Origin of the sequence: Streptomyces sp. SKN60, from assembly GCF_026236535.1 — a bacterium.
Classification (GTDB): Bacteria; Actinomycetota; Actinomycetes; order Streptomycetales; family Streptomycetaceae; genus Streptomyces.
The window spans coordinates 563,677-583,223 of sequence record NZ_JAHTMW010000002.1 but is presented as its reverse complement, the minus strand read 5'-3'; the positions used below and the strand labels follow the sequence as shown (position 1 = coordinate 583,223).

Below are 19,547 nucleotides of genomic sequence, written 5' to 3'. Positions count from 1 at the left end.
CCCGGCGGAGGACCGTACTCCGCCGGGGCCGGCATCCGGTCTCCTGGCCCTGCCGTCAGGCGAACCGCGCGATCGGGTTCACCAGGTCCCCGACCAGCTGCAGTGCCCCCGAGGGGTCCGCGAGGTCGACCATCTGCCGGTTGTCGCGGAGCTGGAGGCGGTTGAGCGCGGACAGCGCGAAGGTCTCCGCGAAGAGGTCGTACTGCGCGAACCGGTCCGCCAGCTCCGGCTTGCCCGCCTGGTAGTCCTTCACGCAGGCGGCGACCGTGCGCCAGAAGTCGTCCTCGCCGAGGACGCCCTCCGCCGCGAGCGTCGCGCCGAGGAAGCGGAAGAAGCAGTCGAAGACGTCCGTGAACACGGACAGCAGCTTCATGTCCTCCGGGACCTCGGCCCGGATCCGCTCCACGGCCGGCGGAAGCACCGCCTGCGGGTCCATGACGCAGATCTCCTCGGCGATGTCCTTGAAGATCGCCCGCGCCACCGCGCCCCGCTCGTCGAGGACCAGGATCACGTTCTCGCCGTGCGGCATGTAGACCAGGTCGTAGGCGTAGAAGGAGTGAAGGACCGGGACCAGATAGGCGTCGAGGTACTTCCGCAGCCACGCCGCCGGGGCCAGGCCCGACTCCTTGACCAGGGCGCCCGCGAAGGACGCGCCCGCGTGGTCGACGTGCAGCAGCGAGGCCATCGTCGCGAGCCGCTCGCCCTCGGCCAGGGACGGCACCGGGGACTCCCGCCACAGCGCGGCCAGCATCTTGCGGTAGGGGGAGTAGCGGTCGGTGGCCGCCTCGTACTCCAGGTGCCGGTAGCCGACCGCCGCCCGCTCGCGGATGATCGAGAAGCGGGCCGCGCGCAGGGTGTCGTCGGCCTCGACCAGACCGGCCAGCCAGTCGTTGATGGCCGGCGTGGCCTCCATGTAGGCCGCCGAGAGGCCGCGCATGAAGCCCATGTTGAGGACGGAAAGGGCCGTCTTCACGTAGTGCTTGGCCGGGTCGGTGGAGTTGAAGAAGGTACGGATGGACTGCTGCGCCAGGTACGCGTCCGTCCCCTCGCCCAGGTACACCAGGCGCTGCTGCGCGACCTCGGCGGCGAAGGTGACCGCCATCTTGTTCCACCACTGCCAGGGGTGGACCGGGATCAGCAGGTAGTCGGCGAGGTCCAGGCCGCGGGCGGCGAGGGTCGCGGCGAAGCCGTCGACGGCCGCGTCGCCGAGCTCGGCCCGTACGAAGGTCTCGTAGTCGATGCCGGCGCCGGCGGTGAAGGTGGTGCGGTCGCGGTGCGCGGCCAGCCACACCAGGTGCACGGGGCTCGCGGCCTCCGGGGCGTAGGCGCGGTACTCGTCGACGCCGAAGCCGAGCCGCCCGTTGTTGGCGACGAAGCAGGGGTGGCCCTCGGTCATCCCGGTCTCGATCGCCTGGAAGCCGGCCCGGGCGAGCTCGGCGGAGCTCACACGCGGCTTGGTCGCCTTGTACGCCGTACCGGCCAGGGTGGCGGAGATCTCCTCCAGGTACACCGGCAGGATTTCGTCGCTCAGACCGAGCGCGCCGCGCAGCTCGATGACGAACTGCAGGGCGTCGAGCGGCAGTTGCTCGCTGCCCCGGTGCCGGCTGATCGACTCGGGGTAGACCTGCCAGTGGTCGAGCGCGAAGCGGTCGGCGGTGAAGCGGTACTCGGTGCGCCGGTCGTCGCTCAGCACCGCGTAGCGGCTGTCGCCGAGCTCGCGCGGGTCGAGCAGCCGCTCGTGGACGAACTCGGCGAGGCCCTTGCGGATCAGGGCGCGGTTGGCGTCGGCCCAGCGCTCGGGGGTGAGGTGGGCGACGGGGCTGTCGGTGACGGGGTTCATACGGAGGCTCCGACGGCGGTCTCGAACTGGGCGCGGGTGCAGAAGCTCAGCAGGGCGGTCTTCTCCGGCTTCTCGATCTCCCGCTCGGGCACGAAGCCGACGGCCGCGTTGAGCGCGTGCACGGCGGTGTTGCGGATGTCCGGCTCGACGACCACCCGGGCGGTGGCCGGGTCGGCGAACAGCTCGCGCATCACGGCGGTGATCACGGTGCGGGTGAAACCGTGCACGGGGGTGTCGCCGGGCGCGACGGGCGCGACAAGGAAGTGCATGCCGACGTCGCCGGGCTCCGGCTCGTACAGGCCGACCAGTTCGGCCTTCGCGGGGTCGTAGCGCTCCATGAGGAAGGCGGGCACGCCGTCCACGCTGCCGATGAAGGCGTCGTGGTGCGGGTCGGCGGCGATCGCCATGTACTCGCGCTCGACGTCCTGGAGCCGGTGGTCCTGCATCATCCAGAACGCGGCCTTGGGGTGGGTGACCCAGGGGTGGATCAGCTCGGCGTCCGTCAGGGGGTCGAGCGGACGGATCTCGATGGTGCCGATGGTGCTCATACGGCGAACTCCTGGAACGCGATGGTCTTCTCGACGGGGTAGTACTCGGCGCCGAGCATCTCGGCGATGATGTAGGCGTTCCGGTAGGGGCCCATGCCCAGGTCGGGCGAGGTGATCGAGTGGGTGTGGACGCCGGCGTTCTGCAGGAACACGGCGCGGCCGGTGGTGTCGATCGCGTAGTTGCGGGCGACGTCGAAGCGCCCCTGGGAGTCCCGGCGGAGCCGGTCGCCGATCGGCGCGAGGAAGCCGGGGACGGCGTACTTGTAGCCGGTGGCGAGGACCAGGCCCTCGGTCTCGACCGTGAAGTCCTTCTCCTGCTCCTCCTGGCGGAAGCCGAGCGTGTACGTGCCCGTCGTCTCGTCGTACGCGGCGGTGCGCAGCGCGGAGTTGGTGAGCAGCCGGGTGGGGACCGGGCCGGCGAAGTTCTTCTGGTAGAGCAGGTCGAAGATGCCGTCGACGAGCTCGCCGTTGATGCCCTTGAACAGGCCCTTCTGCTGCGACTCCAGGCGGTAGCGGGTCTCCTCGGGCAGCGCGTGGAAGTAGTCCACGTACTCCGGGGAGGTCATCTCCAGGGTGAGCTTGGTGTATTCGAGCGGGAAGAAGCGCGGGGAGCGGGTGACCCAGTTCAGCCGGTAGCCGTGGACGTCGATCTCGCTCAGCAGGTCGTAGTAGATCTCGGCGGCGCTCTGGCCGCTGCCGACGATCGTGATCGACTTCTTCTTCCGGAGCTCCTCCTTGTGCGGGAGGTAGCGCGAGTTGTGGATCAGGTCGCCGCCGAGCTCCCGGCAGGGCTCGGGGACGTACGGCGGGGTGCCGGTGCCGAGGACGATCCGGCGGGCCCGGAACGTCTCTCCGGTGGCCGTGGTCACCACGTACAGCTCGTCGGTCTCCTCGTACGAGACGGAGGTGACGGTCGTGGAGAAGCGGATCGAGGAGAGCTTGCCGGCGGCCCAGCGGCAGTAGTCGTTGTACTCGGCGCGCAGCGGATAGAAGTTCTCGCGGATGTAGAACGAGTACAGCCGGCCCTTCTCCTTCAGGTAGTTGAGGAAGGAGTACGGAGAGGTCGGGTCCGCGAGGGTGACCAGGTCCGACATGAACGGGGTCTGGAGGTGGGCGCCTTCGAGGAACATCCCCGAGTGCCACTCGAAGTCCGGCTTGGACTCCAGGAAGAGGCCGTTCAGTTCGGCGATGGGCTCGGTGAGGCAGGCGAGGCCGAGGTTGAACGGACCGAGACCGATGCCGATGAAATCAAGAGGCTGCGTGGACAAGGTTCTCTCCCAGGTACTGCTCGGCGTGGCCGGCTATCAGATCGAGGACGGCGGCGATGTCGGCCACGGTCGTCTCGGGGTTGAGCAAGGTGAACTTGAGGTACTGGCGGCCGTCGACCTTCGTGCCCGCGACCACGGCCTCGCCGGAGGCGAAGAGGGCTTTACGGGCGTGCAGGTTGGCCCGGTCGATCTCCTCGGGCGAGCCGGCGTTCTCGGGGACGTAGCGCCAGACCAGGGTGGACAGCTGGGGCTCGACGACCACGTCGAAGCGCGGGTCGGCGGCGAGCAGCTCGAAGCCCTGCCGGGCCAGGTCGCAGACCTCGTCGAAGAGCCCGCCGACGCCGTCGGCGCCCATGACGCGCAGGGTCAGCCACAGTTTGAGGGCGTCGAAGCGGCGGGTGGTCTGCAGGGACTTGTCGACCTGGTTGGGGATGCGCTCGGCGAGCGTGCGGCGCGGGTTGAGGTATTCGGCGTGGTAGGTCGCGTGCCGCAGCGTGGCGCCGTCGCGGACCAGGACGGCGGAGGAACTCACCGGCTGGAAGAAGGACTTGTGGTAGTCGACGGTGACCGAGTCGGCGTGCTCGATGCCGTCGAGGAGGTGGCGGCGGGTCGGCGAGGCGAGCAGTCCGCAGCCGTAGGCGGCGTCCACGTGCATCCAGGCGCCGTACTCGGCGGCCAGGGCGGCGATCTCCGGCAGCGGGTCGATCGAACCGAAGTCGGTGGTGCCGGCGGTGGCGACGATCGCCATCGGGATCAGGCCCTCGGCGCGGCAGGCCTCCAGCTCGGCGGCGAGGACCACCGACTGCATGCGCTTGGTGCGGTCGACCGGGATCGGGACGACGGCGTCGCGGCCGAGGCCGAGCAGCTGGGCGGACTTCTGGACGCTGAAGTGGCTGCACTCGGAGGAGAAGATCCGGAGCTTCTTCAGATCCGTCGTCCTGGCCTCCTCGCGGGCGAGCAGCAGCGCCTGGAGGTTGGACTGGGTGCCGCCGCTGGTGAACACGCCGTCGGCGAGCGGCCCGAGACCGATCCGGGCGGCCGTCCAGTCGATCAGCCGGCGCTCGATGAGGGTGCCGCCGGCGCTCTGGTCCCAGGTGTCGAGGGAGGAGTTGACGGCGGAGAGGACGGCCTCGCCGAGCACGGCGGGGATGGCCACCGGGCAGTTGAGGTGGGCGAGGTAGCGGGGGTGGTGGAAGTAGACGGCGTCCCGCAGATACACCTCCTCCAGCTCGTCGAGGGCGGCGGAGGCGTCACCGAGCGGCTTGTCGAGGTCGACGGCGTCGACGACGGGGGCGAGTTCGGCGGGCGTGACGCCCGTGAACGGACCGCGCGTCGTGGCGAGTTTCCTCGCCACCCGCTCGACTCCTTCGGTGACGGAGCGTCGGTAGACGTCCGCCGTCGTGTCGTTGAGCAGGTGGGAGCGCATGTGGGGGCCCTTCCGGGAGCGAGAGCGGACTCGGTCGGTGTAAGTAAGGTTAGCCTAACCTAATTTTGAGTACGAAAAAGCCCCCCGACTCCGCTGAGTCGAGGGGCTGTCGGCGATTGTCCGGTTCGCTACGCCGCCGAGGGGGCGTCCGTCTGAGCGTCCGTCTGGGTGTCCGTCTGGGCGTCCGTCTGGGCGTCCGTCTCCGTCTCGTCCGGGACCTCGCGCAGGGCGTCCTCGGACAGCCCCTTGCGCCAGTAGCCGACGAAGGTCACCTTCCGCCGGTCCAGGCCGCGTTCGCGTACGAAGTGGCGGCGCAGCGCCTTCACCGCGCCGGATTCGCCGGCGATCCACACGTACGGGTTCTCGCCGGGCAGTTCGGCGCCCGCGATCGCCTCCAGGGCGGACGGCGCGCCCTCCTCCCGTACGAGCCAGGTGACGGTCGCGTCCGCCACCGTGGCGAACTCCGTGCGGTCGCCGGAGCAGGGGACTTCGAGGTACACGTGGGCGCGGGTCTCGGCCGGCAGCCACTCCAGGATCGCGGAGGCGGCCGGCAGGGCCGTCTCGTCGCCCCAGATCAGTACGGAGTCGGCGTCGTCCGGGAGTTGGAAGCGCACGCCGGTGTTGTCGGCCACCGCCGGGCCGAGCACGACCACCCGGTCGCCGGGCTCGGCGCGCTGCGCCCAGCGGCAGGCCGGGCCGCCATCCTCGTGGATCGCGAAGTCGATGTCGACCTCGGTGCGCCCGTCGGGCGCGGTGCGCTGCTCGCGGACGGTGTACGAGCGCATCACGGCCCGCACGTCGTGCGGCATCGCCCGGTAGGCGCCCAGGATCGCGTACATGTCCGGGTCGTCGAGCGGCGGCAGCACCGGCGCGTCCTGCCCGGGGTGCGGCAGGAAGAGGGAGAGCGACTGGTCGCGGCCCCCGGCGGCGAAGCCCTTCAGATCCTCGCCGACGAGGTCGTCGCCGGTGAAGGTGACCCGGACCAGGGACGGGCCGAGCCGCCGCGTCCGGTCGACCTGGAGGGGGAAGAACTGGAACGGGGCGGTCTCGGCGTTCGTCATGGGGTCAGGCCACCTTCTTGGCGTTCTCGAGGGCCTTGGCCAGGTCCTCCAGGAGCGGCGCGCACTTGGCGTACGAGTAGATGGGCTCGGTGACGCGCGGGAAGACCTGGCCGGCCTTGACGGCGGGCAGCGCGGCCCAGGTGGGCTTGGCCTTCAGGGCCTCGGGCTGCAGGGCGGAGGTGCGGTTGTCGAGCAGTATGACGTCGGCCTTGTACTTGTCGACGTTCTCCCAGCTGAGCAGCTCGAACCAGCCGGTCGGGTCCAGCTTGTCCGGGACGATCAGGTCGACGCCCAGCTCCTGGAAGAAGAGGGTGTCGGTGGGGCGGGCCGGGGCGGAGACGTAGAAGGTGTCGGGGGCGCCGGAGCCGATGAGCACCTTGATGCCCTTCTTCGCCTTGGCGGCCTTGCGGACCCGCTCGGCGGCGGCCTCGAAGCGCGCCTTGTCCGCCTTGATCTGTGCGCCGTTGACGTCGGCGCCGAGCGAGGCGGCGAGGTCGACGTGGCGCTGGAGCACGGCGGGCATCGACTTCCCGGCGGCCCACAGGGCGACGCTCGGGGCGATCTTGAGGATCTTGTCCTTCTGCTCCTCCGGCACGTACCAGAGGGCGTCCTTCTCCCACATGTCCGTGATGAGGACCTCGGGCTGGAGCTTGAGGTACTCCTCGATCCTGAACTCGCCCCAGACGTTGCCGAGGACGGTGACCTTGGAGATGTCGAGGTCGCCGGCCTGGACGTCGGCCTTCTTCGTCTTGGTCTTGGGGTCCTCGACGTAGGTCGGGCCGAAGACGCCCTTCACCTCGATGCCGAAGTCCTTCAGCGCGGCGGCCATGCCGGTGAAGGCGACGATGTTCTTCGGCGCCTTCGCCGTCTTCACGGTCTGGCCGCGGTCGTCCTTGAACTCCCAGGCGCCGGACTTGCCGGACGCCGGGGTCGCGGCGGAGCCGCCGTCCTTCGCGTCTTTCCCGCCGCACGCGGCGAGCGCGGCGCCGATCCCGAGTGCGCCGCCCGCGGCGAGCAGGCCGCGACGGGTGAGGGAGGTGGCTCGGGCGGTGCTGGGCATGGCGAAGTCGCTTTCGGTACGTGCCGGGGTGCCGGGGCGGCGTCCGGGCAGGCGAGGGCAGGCGGAGGGCAGGCCGAGGAAGGTTAGGCTTACCTCACGACGTGCAGGTTAGCCTAACCTCACTTGGATCAACAGCCCCGGGGTGACCCGAGAACGACGGAGGCCCGCGACCCGTCAGATCGCCCGGGTGCAGTGGTCGATGAAGGTGCGCAGCCTGGTCGTGAACCGCCCGGGGTCGACGAGGTGGACGAAGTGCCCGTCGCCCGTCCACTCCTCGATCTGTACATCCGGCATCCGCCGCAGGCGCTCGCGTTCGCCGTCGGTGGCGGCCCGGCCGAACACCGCGAGGCAGGGGACCCGGATCCCGGCCGTGCTCGCGTCGATCCGGGCCTGCAGCTCGGACGGATCCGTGGTCAGGGCCTCGTCCCAGTATCCGAGGACGACGTCCTGCTCGACCTTGTGTGCGTCGAACACGCGTGTGCGGGTGGGTTCGGGGATGCGGTCGAGCCCGAGGCTGTTCTCGATGTTCGGCCAGACCTGGTGGAAGCCGGGGCCGCGCAGCATCGGGGCGATCTGGTGGAGCATCCGGGCGAAGGGGAGCACCTCTGTCGCCTGGTCCACGAGGACCATGCCGCGGGTCGGGTACGTGGCCGCGTAGACGCCGGCCACCGCGGCCCCCATCGAGTGCCCCACGACGACCGGGCGTTCGACGGCCAGCGATTTCAGCAGGTGATGGATCCGCTCGGCCACGTCCTCCAGCCGTGTCGGCCTGCCCGTGCTGCCGCCGTGTCCCGGCAGATCGGGGGCGATGCTCGTGACGGAGCCGTCCAGCTCCTCGACGATCGGCTGCCAGGTGCGGCGGTCGAAGGTCATCCCGTGCAGGAGGACGACGGGCGTGCCCGTTCCCTCCATGTCGTAGGCCAGGCCGCTCTTCAGATCGGTCGCGGTCGCCATGACGCACCTCCTCGGAGAGGTCCCATCGCGACGAGGCTTGACCGTCGCGATTTCGCGACAATGTTTCGTTACTTCATAACGTAATGGCGTTCCGATATGCTGTCAATGTGGGACGCAAGCGTGTGCACAACGAGGAGACGGCCGAGGCGCTGCTGGACGCCGCGGAGCGCATCCTGGAGGCCGAGGGCCTGGAGGCGCTGACCGTGCGCCGGGTCGCGGACGAGGTGGGGACGACGACGCGGGCCGTCTACAGCAGCCTGGGTTCCAAGGACGCCCTGATCGCCGGCCTGGGTGTGCGGGGGTTCGCGCTGCTCGCCGCGAAGGTCGCGGCGCTGCCCAGGACGGACGATCCCGTCGCGGACCTGATCGCGGGCTGTGTGTCGGGATTCCGGGCCTGGGCCCTGGCGCATCCCGCGTTGTTCCAGGTCACCTTCCAGCAGCGCGCGATCGCGAATCCAGAGGTCCGCGAGCGCTTCGAGCCGGCGAGGAGGGAAGCCCTGGAGGTTCTCCTCGCGCTGATCCGCCGGCTTCAGGACTCCGGACACATCGGGGGGCGAACGGTCCTGGAAGCCACCTGGCAGGTCAGCTCCCTGTGCGAGGGACTCGCCGCGCAGGACCTCCGTATGGCGACGTGGGGCGGTGGGCCGGACAGCACTCCGATCTGGACCGACGCGCTGAGCACTCTGATCGCGGGGTGGCAGGCCACGCGGCACGGGACGCCGTCTGCCTAGGGTCCGGCTCGGGATCCGGCTCGGGGGGAGTTGTCCTCCCCTACGTGAACGGCCCGCCGAGTCGCACTCGGCGGGCCGCATCCACAGCAACCTTCGACCAGGGGTCAGCCGGTCAGGCCCAACTCGCGGGCGATCAGCATGCGCTGGACCTCGCTGGTGCCCTCGCCGATCTCGAGGATCTTGGAGTCGCGCCACATGCGGGCCACCGGGTACTCGTTCATGAAGCCGTAGCCGCCGTGGATCTGGGTGGCCTCGCGGGCGTTGTCGACGGCCACCGTCGAGGAGTACAGCTTGGCCAGCGCCGCCTCCTTCTTGAAGGGCTCGCCGAGGACGAGGCGGGAGGCGGCGTCGCGCCAGCCGATGCGGGCCATGTGGGCGCGCATCTCCATGTCGGCGATCTTGAACTGGATGGCCTGGTTGTCGCCGATCGGGCGGCCGAAGGCGTGACGTTCCTTCGCGTACTTCACGGACTCGTCGACACAGCCCTGCGCGAGGCCGGTGGCCAGCGCGGAGATGGCGATCCGGCCCTCGTCGAGGATCCGCAGGAACTGCGCGTAGCCGCGGCCCTCCTCGCCGAGCAGGTTCTCGACCGGGACGCGCACGTCGTCGAAGGCGAGTTCGCGGGTGTCGGAGGCGTTCCAGCCGACCTTGGAGTAGGGCGCGGCGACCGTGAAGCCCGGGGTGCCGGACGGGACGATGATCGAGGAGATCAGCGGGCGGCCGTCCGCCTTGCGGCCGGTCACCGCGGTCACCGTCACCAGACCCGTGATGTCCGTACCGGAGTTGGTGATGAAGCACTTCGAGCCGTTGATGACCCAGTGGTCGCCGTCCCGGACGGCGGTCGTGCGGGTGCCGCCCGCGTCCGAGCCGGCGCCCGGCTCGGTCAGGCCGAACGCGCCCAGCATCTCGCCGGAGCACAGCTTCGGCAGCCACTGGCGCTTCTGCTCCTCCGTACCGAAGAGATGCAGCGGCATGGCGCCGAGCGAGACGCCCGCCTCCAGGGTGATGGCGACCGAGGAGTCGACCCGGGCCAGCTCCTCCAGGGCGATGCCGAGGGCGAGGTAGTCGCCGCCCATGCCGCCGTACTCCTCGGGGAACGGCAGGCCGAACAGGCCCATGCGGCCCATCTCGGCGACGATCTCGTACGGGAACTCGTGGCGCTCGTAGTAGTCGCCGATCTTCGGGGCGACGACGTCGTGGGCGAACGCCTCGACGGTACGGCGGAGTTCCTCGTGCTCTTCGGAGAGCCGGTGGTCGAGGGACATGCTCAGGACTCCTTGTGGGAGAGCGCGCGAACGGTGCGGGACGGGCTCGGGCGGCCCAGGTGTTCGGCCATCCACCCGCTCGTGGCGGTGAGGGCGGCCAGGTCGACCCCGGTCTCGATGCCGAGGCCGCGGAGCATCCACACCAGGTCCTCGGTGGCGAGGTTCCCGGTGGCGGACTTGGCGTACGGGCAGCCGCCGAGGCCGCCGGCGGACGCGTCGAAGACGGTGACCCCGTGTTCGAGCGCCGCGTAGGCGTTGGCGAGGGCCTGCCCGTAGGTGTCGTGGAAGTGCACGGCGATACGGGAGGTGGGCACCCCGGCCTCGTTGAGCGCCGTGAGCAGCGCCTTGACGTGGCCCGGGGTGGCGACGCCGATCGTGTCGCCGAGGCTCAGCTCGTCACAGCCCATGTCGGCGAGCGCCTTGGTGACCCGGACGACCTGCTCGATCGGGACCGGGCCCTCCCACGGATCGCCGAAGCACATCGAGAGATAACCGCGGACCTTGAGTCCGGCCTCGGCGGCCCGGGTCACGACCGGCGCGAACATGGCGAGCGCCTCGTCCACGGTGCGGTTGAGGTTGGCCTTGGCGAAGGACTCGGTCGCCGACGCGAACACGGCGACCTCGGCCGCGCCGAGGGCGAGCGCGCGGTCCAGGCCGCGCTCGTTCGGCACAAGCACCGGGAGCCGTACGGGCAGGTCGCGGACCTGCGGGAACAGGTCCTCGGCGTCGGCCAGTTGGGGCACCCACTTGGGGTGCACGAAGCTGGTCGCCTCGACGGTGGTGAGGCCGGCGGCGGCGAGGCGGCGGATGAACTCCGCCTTCACGTCGGTCGGTACGGCGGTCTTCTCGTTCTGCAGCCCGTCGCGGGGCCCCACTTCGTGGATCCGCACGCGTGCGGGCAGCCCCGCGGCCGGCACGGGCATCGGCAGTCCGGTGGCGGTCATGCGTCCTCCTCGTCGCGGGGCGTCACCACGGCCAGGACCTGGTCCATGGCGACGGTCGTGCCGGGCGTGACGTCCAGCTCGGTGACGGTGCCGGCGTGCGGCGCGGAGATGACGTGCTCCATCTTCATCGCCTCCACCACCAGCAGGCTCTGCCCGGCCTCCACCTCGTCCCCGACGGCCACCTTCACGACGGTGACGGTCCCGGGCATCGGCGCGGCGAGCGTGTCGGCCCCGCCGTGCCGGGCGCCGGAGAGGGCGGCGGCGACGGGGTCGTGGTCCATGACGTGCCAGGAGTGGCCGTCGCGGCCGAGCCAGTCCCCGGCCCGCCGGAAGTGGTGGGTGACCCCGTCGACGGTCACGCTGACCGACCGGTCCGTCACCCGGGCGCCGCCGGCCGGGGTTTCGGCGACGACGGGTTCGAGTCCCGGCACGCGGAACGGGAAGGCCAGGGCCTTCGGGGCGCCGCCGAGGCGGAAGCCGTTCGGTACGGAGAAGGGGTCGGTCCAGCCGTCCCGGGGCGCCGGGGCGAGCTCCGCGAACCGTACCGCCGCAGCCGCCGCGTACACCTCCGCCGGCACCTCCGTCGCCACCAGCGACTCCGCGTCCCGCTCCACCAGACCCGTGTCGAGCTCGCCCGACACCACGTCCGGGTGGGCGAGGAGGCTGCGCAGGAAGCCCGCGTTCGTCGGGACGCCCAGGGTGACCGTTTCCGCGAGGGCCGCGCGGAGCTTGCGCAGGGCGGTCGGGCGGTCCTTGGCGTGGACGATGACCTTCGACAGCATCGGGTCGTAGAGGCTGGACACCTCGGTGCCCTCGCTCAGGCCCGAGTCGGTGCGGACGCCGGCGCCCTGCGGCTCGTCGAGGGCGAGGACCGTGCCGCCGGACGGCAGGAAGCCGCGCGCCGGGTCCTCGGCGCAGATGCGGGCCTCGATGGCCCAGCCGTCGAGGCGGACGTCGTCCTGGCCGAAGTCCAGCGGCTCGCCGGCCGCGACCCGGAGCTGCCACTCCACCAGGTCCAGGCCGGTGATGAGCTCGGTGACCGGGTGCTCGACCTGGAGGCGGGTGTTCATCTCCATGAAGTAGTACGCGGAAGGGTCGCCGCCCGGCACGATGAACTCGACCGTGCCCGCGCCGACGTAGCCGCAGGACCGGGCCGCCTCCACGGCCGCCGCGCCCATCGAGGCGCGGATCTCCGGGGTGAGGAGGACCGAGGGCGCCTCCTCGATGATCTTCTGGTGGCGGCGCTGGAGGGAGCACTCGCGCTCGCCGAGGTGCACCACGTTGCCGTGGGCGTCGGCGAGGACCTGGATCTCGATGTGCCGGGGGCGGTCGATCCACCGCTCCACGAGCAGCGTGTCGTCGCCGAACGAGGACCGGGCCTCGCGCCGCGCCGCCGCGATCTCGTCGGTGAGCACGGTCAGGTCGCGGACGAGCCGCATGCCCTTGCCGCCGCCGCCCGCCGAAGGCTTGAGGAGCACGGGCGCGCCGAGCTCGTGCGCGGCGGCCTCGATGTCCGGGTCGGCGGCGCCGGGGACGACCGGGACGCCGGCCGCCCGTACCGTCTCCTTGGCCCGGATCTTGTCGCCCATGAGCGAGATCGCCTCGGCCGGGGGCCCGATGAAGGCGAGCCCCGCCTCCGCGCAGGCCCGGGCGAAGGCCGCGTTCTCCGCGAGGAAGCCGTAGCCGGGGTGGACGGCCTGCGCGCCGGTGCGGCGGGCCGCGTCGAGCAGGGCGGGGACCGAGAGGTACGACTCCGAGGCCGGCGCGGGCCCGATCCGTACCGCCGTGTCCGCCTCCCGTACGTGCCGGGCGTCTGCGTCCGCGTCGCTGTAGACGGCGACCGACCGCACGCCGAGCTCCCGCAGGGTGCGGATGACGCGCACGGCGATCTCGCCCCGGTTGGCGACGAGCACTGTGTCGAACAGCATGTTCCGAAGTCCCCTTACATCCGGAAGACGCCGAACTGGGGGTCACCCAGGGGCGCGTTGGCACAGGCGGTCAGGGCGAGACCGAGCACCTGCCGGGTCTCCAGCGGGTCGATGACGCCGTCGTCCCAGAGGCGGGCGGTCGCGTAGTAGGCGTTGCCCTGCGTCTCGTACTGGGCGCGGATCGGCTCCTTGAAGGCCGTCTCCTCCTCGGCGCTCCACGCGTCGCCGAGCTGGTCGCGCTTGACCGTGGCGAGCACGGACGCGGCCTGCTCGCCGCCCATGACCGAGATCTTGGCGTTGGGCCACATCCACAGGAAGCGGGGGGAGTAGGCCCGGCCGCACATCGAGTAGTTGCCCGCGCCGTACGAACCGCCGACGACGACCGTCAGCTTCGGCACGCGCGTGGTGGCCACGGCCGTCACCATCTTGGCGCCGTGCTTGGCGATGCCGCCGTGCTCGTAGGCCTTGCCGACCATGAAGCCGGTGATGTTCTGCAGGAACAGCAGGGGGATGCCGCGCTGGTCGCACAGCTCGATGAAGTGCGCGCCCTTCTGGGCGGACTCGGCGAACAGGATGCCGTTGTTGGCGACGATGCCGACCGGGTGCCCGTGGATCCGGGCGAAGCCGGTGACCAGGGTCTGCCCGTACTCGGACTTGAACTCCTGGAAGCGGGAGCCGTCCACGATCCGCGCGATCACCTCGCGCACGTCGTACGGGGTGCGGGAGTCCACCGGCACCGCCCCGTACAGCCCCATGGGGTCGACCTTCGGCTCTTCGGCCGGTTCGACCGACCAGGGGAGCGGGCCGCGCTCGGGGAGGGTGGCGACGATGTTGCGGACGATCCGGAGGGCGTGGGCGTCGTCCTCGGCGAGGTGGTCGGTGACGCCGGAGATCCGCGAGTGAACCTCGCCGCCGCCGAGCTCCTCGGCCGTGACGACCTCGCCGGTCGCGGCCTTCACCAGCGGCGGGCCGCCGAGGAAGATCGTGCCCTGGTCGCGCACGATCACGGCCTCGTCGCTCATCGCCGGGACGTACGCGCCGCCGGCCGTGCAGGAGCCCATGACCGCCGCGATCTGCGGGATGCCGGCGCCGGACATCCGGGCCTGGTTGAAGAAGATCCGGCCGAAGTGCTCGCGGTCCGGGAAGACCTCGTCCTGCATCGGCAGGAAGGCGCCGCCGGAGTCGACCAGGTAGAGGCAGGGGAGACGGTTCTCCAGGGCCACCTCCTGGGCGCGGAGGTGCTTCTTCACCGTCATCGGGTAGTACGTGCCGCCCTTGACGGTCGCGTCGTTGGCGACGATCACGCACTCGCGGCCCGAGACCCGGCCGATGCCGGCGATGACGCCGGCGGCGGGGGCCTGGTCGCCGTACATCCCGTTCGCCGCGAGCGGGGCCAGCTCCAGGAAGGGCGAGCCCGGGTCCAGGAGGGTGTCCACCCGGTCGCGCGGCAGCAGCTTGCCGCGCGCGGTGTGCCGGGCGCGGGCCTTCTCGCCGCCGCCGAGCGCCGCCTCGGCGAGCTTGCCGCGCAGGGTCGCGGCGAGCTCGTGATGGGCCGCCTCGTTGGCCTGCCAGGCCGGCGAGGCGGGATCCGCCGCACTCGTCAGCGCAGGTGCCTGCTGCATCCGTCGAGCTCCCTTGCTCGGTCGGTCCACTCGGTTAATGAGCGTTAACGTATGCCGCCAAGGTTAACGACCGCTAACCCCGCTGTCTAGAATCGAATCCATGACCACCACCCCGACGCCGACCCCGTCCTCTTCCGGCCGGACCGACGCCCCGACGCGACGCGAGCAGATCCTCAAGGAGGCCGCCCGCCTCTTCGCCGAGCGCGGCTTCCACGGGGTGGGCGTGGACGAGATAGGAGCCGCCGTCGGCATCAGCGGCCCCGGGCTCTACCGCCACTTCCCCGGCAAGGACGCGATGCTCGCCGAGCTGCTCGTCGGCATCAGCGAGCGGCTGCTCGACGGCGGCCGGCTGCGGGTCGCCGAGTCCGACGGCGACCCGCGCGCGGTGCTGCGCTCGCTCATCGACGGGCACATCGACTTCGCCCTCGACGACCGCCCGCTGATCACCCTCCACGACCGCGAGCTCGACCGCCTCAAGGACGAGGACCGCAAGCGGGTTCGCCAGCTCCAGCGCCAGTACGTGGAGCTCTGGGTCGCCGTCGTCCGCGACCTGTACCCGACGGCCGGCGAGTACGAGGTCCGCGCCGCCGTCCACGCCGTCTTCGGCCTCCTCAACTCCACCCCGCACCTGGGCGCCCCCCTGGGCCGCGAGCCGATGGAACGGCTGCTGAGGGAACTGGCGCACGGGGCGTTCGGGGCGCTGGGGGCGGAGTAGGGCGCGGCCGTGGCGCCGCCGGGCGCGGGGCCGGGGCGGCCGGTCCGGCGGAATCCGGGCCTCCGCGGCGCGAGCTCGGCGGCGCCTCCGACCTCGGCGCGGGCCGAGCCTCGGCGGCCGGGGGCCCGAGACCGCCCGGGTGCGCCGGACCCGGGCCGCCGGCCGCGGCCTGGCCGCGCGGCGGTCCCGACGCCGTCCGGTGCGCCGGAGCCATGGCCTCCGTTCGGCGGAACCCGCACCTCCGGCCCGCGGGCCCGTCCCGGGCTCCGTCCACCGTGTGGGCGGGGCCCCGGCGGGGCGGTGGGAACGGCAGAATGGGGGCCATGCCGATACTCAGCCGCGCCGACCTCGTCGAGCACCTCGTCCGGACCCGTATCGCCGGGGACGTCGCCACCCCGCGCGACAACAACCTCAGCCACTACCGGAAGCTCGCCAACGGCGACCGCCACTACTGGTTCGGCCTCGAGTTCGGCGACCGGTGGACGGACGAGCAGGACGTGCTCGCCGTGATGGCCGAGCGGTGCGGTGTCGTCGACGACCCGGCGCACCGCGCCGGGCAGGACACCATCGACCCCGAGCTGACCGTGGCGGCGCTCGACCGGATGGCCGCGCGGCTCGCCAAGGCCGCCGCCGCGAAGGAGCGGGTGCTGTTCGCGACTGGGCACCCCGGCTCGCTGATCGACGCGCACAGCCGGATCGCCGCCGCGCTGCGGGCCAGCGGCTGCGACATCGTGCGGATCCCCGGCGGGCTGACCGCCGACGAGGGGTACGTGGTGCAGTTCGCCGACGTCGCCGTCTTCGAGCGGGGCGCCAGCCTGTGGCACACCCACTCCCCGGAGCCCATGAACGCGATCCTGGACGGCCTGGACGCGCTCGGCGAGCCCGCGCCGGACCTGGTCGTCGCCGACCACGGCTGGGCGGGCCGCGCCGCCCAGCGGGGCCTGGAGTCCATGGGCTACGCCGACTGCAACGACCCGGCGCTCTTCCTCGCCGAGGCCGAGGGCACCATGCAGGTTACGATCCCGCTCGACGACCACGTCGTGGACCCGCGCTACTACGAGCCGATGACGGCGTACGTGCTCGACGCGGCGGGTCTGACGAACGCCTGACGGGTCGGGGTGCGGCCGGGGGCGTGGCCGGGGGCCGGGGCCTCCGCGGCCCCTTCCCGCCGTGCTCAACCGCGGCCCGGCGTCGGGTCCAGGTAGACGCGCCGGACGGACGGGAAGCGGGCCCGGAGCCGCCGTTCGGCGTCCTCGCAGGCCAGCTCGACCTGCTCGGCCGAGGCCACGTCGCGGAAGTCGACCTTCGCGGCGACCAGCACCTCCTCCGGGCCCTGGATCAGGGTCGTGAGGTCCAGGACGGAGACCACGTGGTCCACCGCGAGGAGCTCGTCCCGCACCGCGTCCCGCATCCGCGGCGGCAGGGCCCGGCCCACCAGGAGCTCGGCGTTGGAGCGGCCCAGCACCCAGGCCACGTACACGAGCAGGCAGCCGATGAGGATCGACGCGACGCCGTCCCAGACGCCGGAGCCGGTGATCTGCCCGCCGAGCAGCCCGCCGGCCGCGAGCATCAGACCGGCCAGGGCGGCGGAGTCCTCCATGACGACGGCCTTGACGGTCGTGTCCGGGGTGAGCCGCAGATAGCGGGAGAACGGCGCCGCGGCGCGCTCGGCCTCCGCGCTGACCTGCCGGATCGCGGTCCGCAGCGAGAAGCCCTCCAGGACGGCGGCGATGCCGAGCACGAGGTACGAGACGAGCGGATCGCCGAGCTCCTCGCCCTGGACGAGCGTGTGGATGCCGTCGTAGAAGGAGAAGACGGCGCCGCCCACGAAGGTCGCCACCGCCGCGAGCAGTGCCCACACATAGCGCTCGCCCGCGTGCCCGAGCGGATGGTCCTCGTCGGCCGGGCGGCTGCCCCGCCGCAGCGCGGTGAGCAGCATGCCCTCGGTCACGGTGTCGGCCACCGAGTGGGCCGCCTCGGAGAGCATCGCGCTCGATCCGCTGATCACGCCCGCGACGGCCTTGGCGGCGGCGATCCCGAGGTTCGCCACCGCCGCCACGATCACCGTGGAGGTGCTTTCCCCGGTGTTTCCAGCGGTGCTTTCACCGATTTCCGACATAGTCGGACGGTATGTCCGGGTGTCAGCGCGGGACGCGAACGACACCCTCCTGGATGACGGAGATCGCGAGCCGCCCGTCCTGCGTGTAGATCCGGGCCTGGCCCAGACCGCGCCCGCCGGACGCGGTCGGCGACTCCTGGTCGTACAGCAGCCACTCGTCCGCCCGGAAGGGGCGGTGGAACCACATCGCGTGGTCGAGCGAGGCGCCCACGACGTCACCGACCGCCCAGCCGCCGCGCCCGTGCGCGAGCAGGACCGAGTCGAGCAGCGTCATGTCGGAGACGTACGTGGCGAGCACGACGTGCAGGAGCGGGTCGTCGGCCAGTTTGCCGTTGGTGCGGAACCAGACCTGGGAGCGCGGCTCGCGCGGCTCCCCGACCGTCCCCCACGGGGGCGTCTCGGCATAGCGCAGGTCCACCGCCGCCCGCGCCTCGATCAGCCGGTCCGCGACCTCGCGGGGGAGGTGGCGGGGCAGCATCTCGGCCGGCGTGGGCAGCGACTCCGGGTCCGGGGCGGGCGGCATGTCCGCCTGGTGGTCGAGCCCCTCCTCGTACGTCTGGAAGGACGCCGAGAGGTGGAAGATCGGCTGGCCGTGCTGGACGGCGACGACCCGGCGGGTGGTGAAGGAACGCCCGTCGCGGATGCGGTCCACGTTGTAGACGATCGGCGCGCCCGGGTCGCCGGGGCGCAGGAAGTACGCGTGGAGCGAGTGGGCGAGTCGGTCGGCCGGGACCGTCCGGCCCGCCGCCACCAGCGCCTGGGCGGCCACCTGGCCGCCGAAGACGCGGGGGACGAGCGCGGACCGGGACTCGCCGCGGAAGATGTCCCGCTCGATCCGCTCCAGGTCGAGCAGATCGAGCAGGGCATCCAGTGCCGTGGGTGTTGCCTCCGGCACTTACAGGCCCATCGACTTGGCGATGATCGACTTCATGATCTCGCTGGTGCCGCCGTAGATGCGGTTGACGCGGTTGTCGGCGTACAGGCGGGCGATCGGGTACTCGTTCATGTAGCCGTAGCCGCCGTGCAGCTGGAGGCAGCGGTCGATCACGCGGTGCGCGACCTCGGTGCAGAAGAGCTTGGCGGAGGCGGCCTCGGCCGGGGTCAGCTCGCCCGCGTCCAGGGCCTCCAGGGCGCGGTCGGCGACGGCCTCGGCCGCGTCCACCTCGGCCTGGCAGGCGGCCAGCTCGAACTTGGTGTTCTGGAAGTGCGCGACCGGCTTGCCGAAGACGGTGCGGTCGGTCACGTACTGCTGGGCGAACCGGACGGCGGCCTTGGCCTGCGCGTACGCGCCGAAGGCGATGCCCCAGCGCTCGGAGGCGAGGTTGTGGCCGAGGTAGTAGAAGCCCTTGCCCTCCTCGCCGAGCAGGTCCTCGACCGGCACCTTGACGTCGACGAACGCGAGCTCGGCGGTGTCGGAGGTGCGCAGGCCGAGCTTGTCCAGCTTGCGGCCGATGGAGTAGCCCTCGGACTTGGTGTCCACGGCGAAGAGGGAGATGCCGAAGCGGCGGTCCTCGGCCGACGGGGCGGAGGTGCGGGCGCAGACGATCACGCGGTCGGCGTGTACGCCGCCGGTGATGAAGGTCTTGGCGCCGTTGAGGACGTAGTGCGTGCCGTCCTCGGAGAGCTTGGCGGTGGTCTTCATGCCCGCGACGTCGGAGCCGGTGCCCGGCTCGGTCATCGCGAGGGCCCACATCTCCTCGCCGGAGACGAACTTCGGCAGGTAGCGCTTCTTCTGCTCGTCGGAGGCGAGCATCTTGATGTACGGGAGCGCGAGCAGCACGTGCACGCCGGAGCCGCCGAACTGCACGCCGGCGCGGGCGGTCTCCTCGTAGAGGACGGCCTCGAACTTGTGGGTGTCCAGACCGGCGCCGCCGAACTCCTCCGGCACGTTGATGCCGAAGATGCCCAGCTCGCCGAGCTTGTAGTAGAAGTCGCGGGGCGCCTGGCCGGCGGCGAACCACTCGTCGTAGACGGGGACGACCTCGGCCTCGATGAAGGCCCGGATGGTCTCCCGGAACGCCTCGTGGTCCTCGTTGAATACGGTACGGCGCACGAGCCGCCTCCTT

At 71.6% G+C, this 19,547-nt stretch carries 17 protein-coding genes; 3 read left to right on the top strand and 14 right to left on the bottom strand.

What is annotated here, in order from left to right:
* Window positions 1–55: 55 nt before the first annotated feature.
* From KV205_RS05720 to KV205_RS05690, 7 genes are all read right to left on the bottom strand, one after another.
* Entirely contained in the window at window positions 56–1,840 is a 1,785-nt protein-coding gene (locus tag KV205_RS05720) for an IucA/IucC family siderophore biosynthesis protein (protein WP_265862647.1), read from the bottom strand.
* Window positions 1,837–2,388 carry a GNAT family N-acetyltransferase gene (locus tag KV205_RS05715; protein WP_265862646.1) on the bottom strand — a complete coding sequence of 184 codons (552 nt, stop codon included), beginning with the start codon at window positions 2,386–2,388 and terminating at the stop codon, window positions 1,837–1,839. The genes KV205_RS05720 and KV205_RS05715 overlap by 4 nt, the downstream gene beginning before the upstream one ends.
* A complete protein-coding gene (locus KV205_RS05710; RefSeq protein ID WP_265862645.1) occupies window positions 2,385–3,656 on the bottom strand; it encodes a lysine N(6)-hydroxylase/L-ornithine N(5)-oxygenase family protein in 1,272 nt (423 codons plus the stop codon). Before KV205_RS05710 ends, KV205_RS05715 begins: the two co-directional genes overlap by 4 nt.
* Window positions 3,637–5,082: an aspartate aminotransferase family protein gene (locus KV205_RS05705; RefSeq protein ID WP_265862643.1), complete on the bottom strand. Its 1,446-nt coding sequence runs from the start codon at window positions 5,080–5,082 to the stop codon at window positions 3,637–3,639. The genes KV205_RS05710 and KV205_RS05705 overlap by 20 nt, the downstream gene beginning before the upstream one ends.
* A 128-nt stretch (window positions 5,083–5,210) precedes the next feature.
* Entirely contained in the window at window positions 5,211–6,143 is a 933-nt protein-coding gene (locus KV205_RS05700) for a siderophore-interacting protein (protein ID WP_265862641.1), read from the bottom strand.
* A 4-nt stretch (window positions 6,144–6,147) separates the two neighbouring features.
* Entirely contained in the window at window positions 6,148–7,203 is a 1,056-nt protein-coding gene (locus tag KV205_RS05695) for an ABC transporter substrate-binding protein (protein WP_265862640.1), read from the bottom strand.
* Window positions 7,204–7,377: 174 nt separating this feature from the next.
* Window positions 7,378–8,157, bottom strand: a complete 780-nt coding sequence (locus KV205_RS05690; protein ID WP_265862638.1) for an alpha/beta fold hydrolase — start codon at window positions 8,155–8,157, stop codon at window positions 7,378–7,380.
* Between the two features lie 107 nt (window positions 8,158–8,264).
* On the opposite strand from KV205_RS05690, the gene KV205_RS05685 reads away from it, so the two are divergent.
* Window positions 8,265–8,888 (top strand): TetR/AcrR family transcriptional regulator, encoded by a 624-nt coding sequence (locus KV205_RS05685; protein ID WP_265862636.1) that lies wholly within the window; start codon window positions 8,265–8,267, stop codon window positions 8,886–8,888.
* Between the two features lie 104 nt (window positions 8,889–8,992).
* Here KV205_RS05685 and KV205_RS05680 read toward each other — a convergent pair whose 3' ends face one another.
* The 4 genes from KV205_RS05680 to KV205_RS05665 are packed head-to-tail and all read right to left on the bottom strand — an operon-like array spanning window position 8,993 to window position 14,647.
* Window positions 8,993–10,153 (bottom strand): acyl-CoA dehydrogenase family protein, encoded by a 1,161-nt coding sequence (locus tag KV205_RS05680; protein WP_265862634.1) that lies wholly within the window; start codon window positions 10,151–10,153, stop codon window positions 8,993–8,995.
* A gap of 2 nt (window positions 10,154–10,155) precedes the next feature.
* Window positions 10,156–11,097 (bottom strand): hydroxymethylglutaryl-CoA lyase, encoded by a 942-nt coding sequence (locus KV205_RS05675; protein ID WP_265862633.1) that lies wholly within the window; start codon window positions 11,095–11,097, stop codon window positions 10,156–10,158.
* Window positions 11,094–13,025: a biotin carboxylase N-terminal domain-containing protein gene (locus KV205_RS05670; RefSeq protein ID WP_265862632.1), complete on the bottom strand. Its 1,932-nt coding sequence runs from the start codon at window positions 13,023–13,025 to the stop codon at window positions 11,094–11,096. The genes KV205_RS05675 and KV205_RS05670 overlap by 4 nt, the downstream gene beginning before the upstream one ends.
* Before the next feature lie 14 nt (window positions 13,026–13,039).
* Window positions 13,040–14,647, bottom strand: a complete 1,608-nt coding sequence (locus KV205_RS05665) for a carboxyl transferase domain-containing protein (protein WP_265862631.1) — start codon at window positions 14,645–14,647, stop codon at window positions 13,040–13,042.
* 100 nt (window positions 14,648–14,747) lie between these two features.
* Between KV205_RS05665 and KV205_RS05660 the strand changes: the two genes are divergently transcribed.
* Window positions 14,748–15,362 (top strand): TetR/AcrR family transcriptional regulator, encoded by a 615-nt coding sequence (locus tag KV205_RS05660; RefSeq protein ID WP_265862629.1) that lies wholly within the window; start codon window positions 14,748–14,750, stop codon window positions 15,360–15,362.
* A 314-nt stretch (window positions 15,363–15,676) separates the two neighbouring features.
* A complete protein-coding gene (locus KV205_RS05655) occupies window positions 15,677–16,471 on the top strand; it encodes a phosphatase (RefSeq protein ID WP_265862627.1) in 795 nt (264 codons plus the stop codon).
* 65 nt (window positions 16,472–16,536) lie between these two features.
* Here the strand turns inward: KV205_RS05655 and KV205_RS05650 are convergent, their stop codons facing one another.
* The 3 genes from KV205_RS05650 to KV205_RS05640 are packed head-to-tail and all read right to left on the bottom strand — an operon-like array spanning window position 16,537 to window position 19,534.
* The gene (locus KV205_RS05650; RefSeq protein ID WP_265862626.1) at window positions 16,537–17,481 is read right to left on the bottom strand and encodes a cation diffusion facilitator family transporter; all 945 of its coding nucleotides are present in this window, start codon (window positions 17,479–17,481) and stop codon (window positions 16,537–16,539) included.
* 22 nt (window positions 17,482–17,503) lie between these two features.
* Complete coding sequence (locus tag KV205_RS05645) at window positions 17,504–18,376, bottom strand: acyl-CoA thioesterase II (protein WP_265862625.1); 873 nt, start codon at window positions 18,374–18,376, stop codon at window positions 17,504–17,506.
* Window positions 18,377–19,534 (bottom strand): acyl-CoA dehydrogenase family protein, encoded by a 1,158-nt coding sequence (locus KV205_RS05640; protein WP_265862624.1) that lies wholly within the window; start codon window positions 19,532–19,534, stop codon window positions 18,377–18,379.
* Between the last annotated feature and the right edge of the window lie 13 nt (window positions 19,535–19,547).

Coding starts and splice junctions, on each gene's coding strand:
- KV205_RS05720 (WP_265862647.1), bottom strand. CDS start 1,840: ATGAACCCCGTCACCGACAGCCCCGTCGCCCACCTCACCCCCGAGCGC.
- KV205_RS05715 (WP_265862646.1), bottom strand. CDS start 2,388: ATGAGCACCATCGGCACCATCGAGATCCGTCCGCTCGACCCCCTGACG.
- KV205_RS05705 (WP_265862643.1), bottom strand. CDS start 5,082: ATGCGCTCCCACCTGCTCAACGACACGACGGCGGACGTCTACCGACGC.
- KV205_RS05700 (WP_265862641.1), bottom strand. CDS start 6,143: ATGACGAACGCCGAGACCGCCCCGTTCCAGTTCTTCCCCCTCCAGGTC.
- KV205_RS05695 (WP_265862640.1), bottom strand. CDS start 7,203: ATGCCCAGCACCGCCCGAGCCACCTCCCTCACCCGTCGCGGCCTGCTC.
- KV205_RS05690 (WP_265862638.1), bottom strand. CDS start 8,157: ATGGCGACCGCGACCGATCTGAAGAGCGGCCTGGCCTACGACATGGAG.
- KV205_RS05680 (WP_265862634.1), bottom strand. CDS start 10,153: ATGTCCCTCGACCACCGGCTCTCCGAAGAGCACGAGGAACTCCGCCGT.
- KV205_RS05675 (WP_265862633.1), bottom strand. CDS start 11,097: ATGACCGCCACCGGACTGCCGATGCCCGTGCCGGCCGCGGGGCTGCCC.
- KV205_RS05670 (WP_265862632.1), bottom strand. CDS start 13,025: ATGCTGTTCGACACAGTGCTCGTCGCCAACCGGGGCGAGATCGCCGTG.
- KV205_RS05665 (WP_265862631.1), bottom strand. CDS start 14,647: ATGCAGCAGGCACCTGCGCTGACGAGTGCGGCGGATCCCGCCTCGCCG.
- KV205_RS05660 (WP_265862629.1), top strand. CDS start 14,748: ATGACCACCACCCCGACGCCGACCCCGTCCTCTTCCGGCCGGACCGAC.
- KV205_RS05655 (WP_265862627.1), top strand. CDS start 15,677: ATGGGGGCCATGCCGATACTCAGCCGCGCCGACCTCGTCGAGCACCTC.
- KV205_RS05650 (WP_265862626.1), bottom strand. CDS start 17,481: ATGTCGGAAATCGGTGAAAGCACCGCTGGAAACACCGGGGAAAGCACC.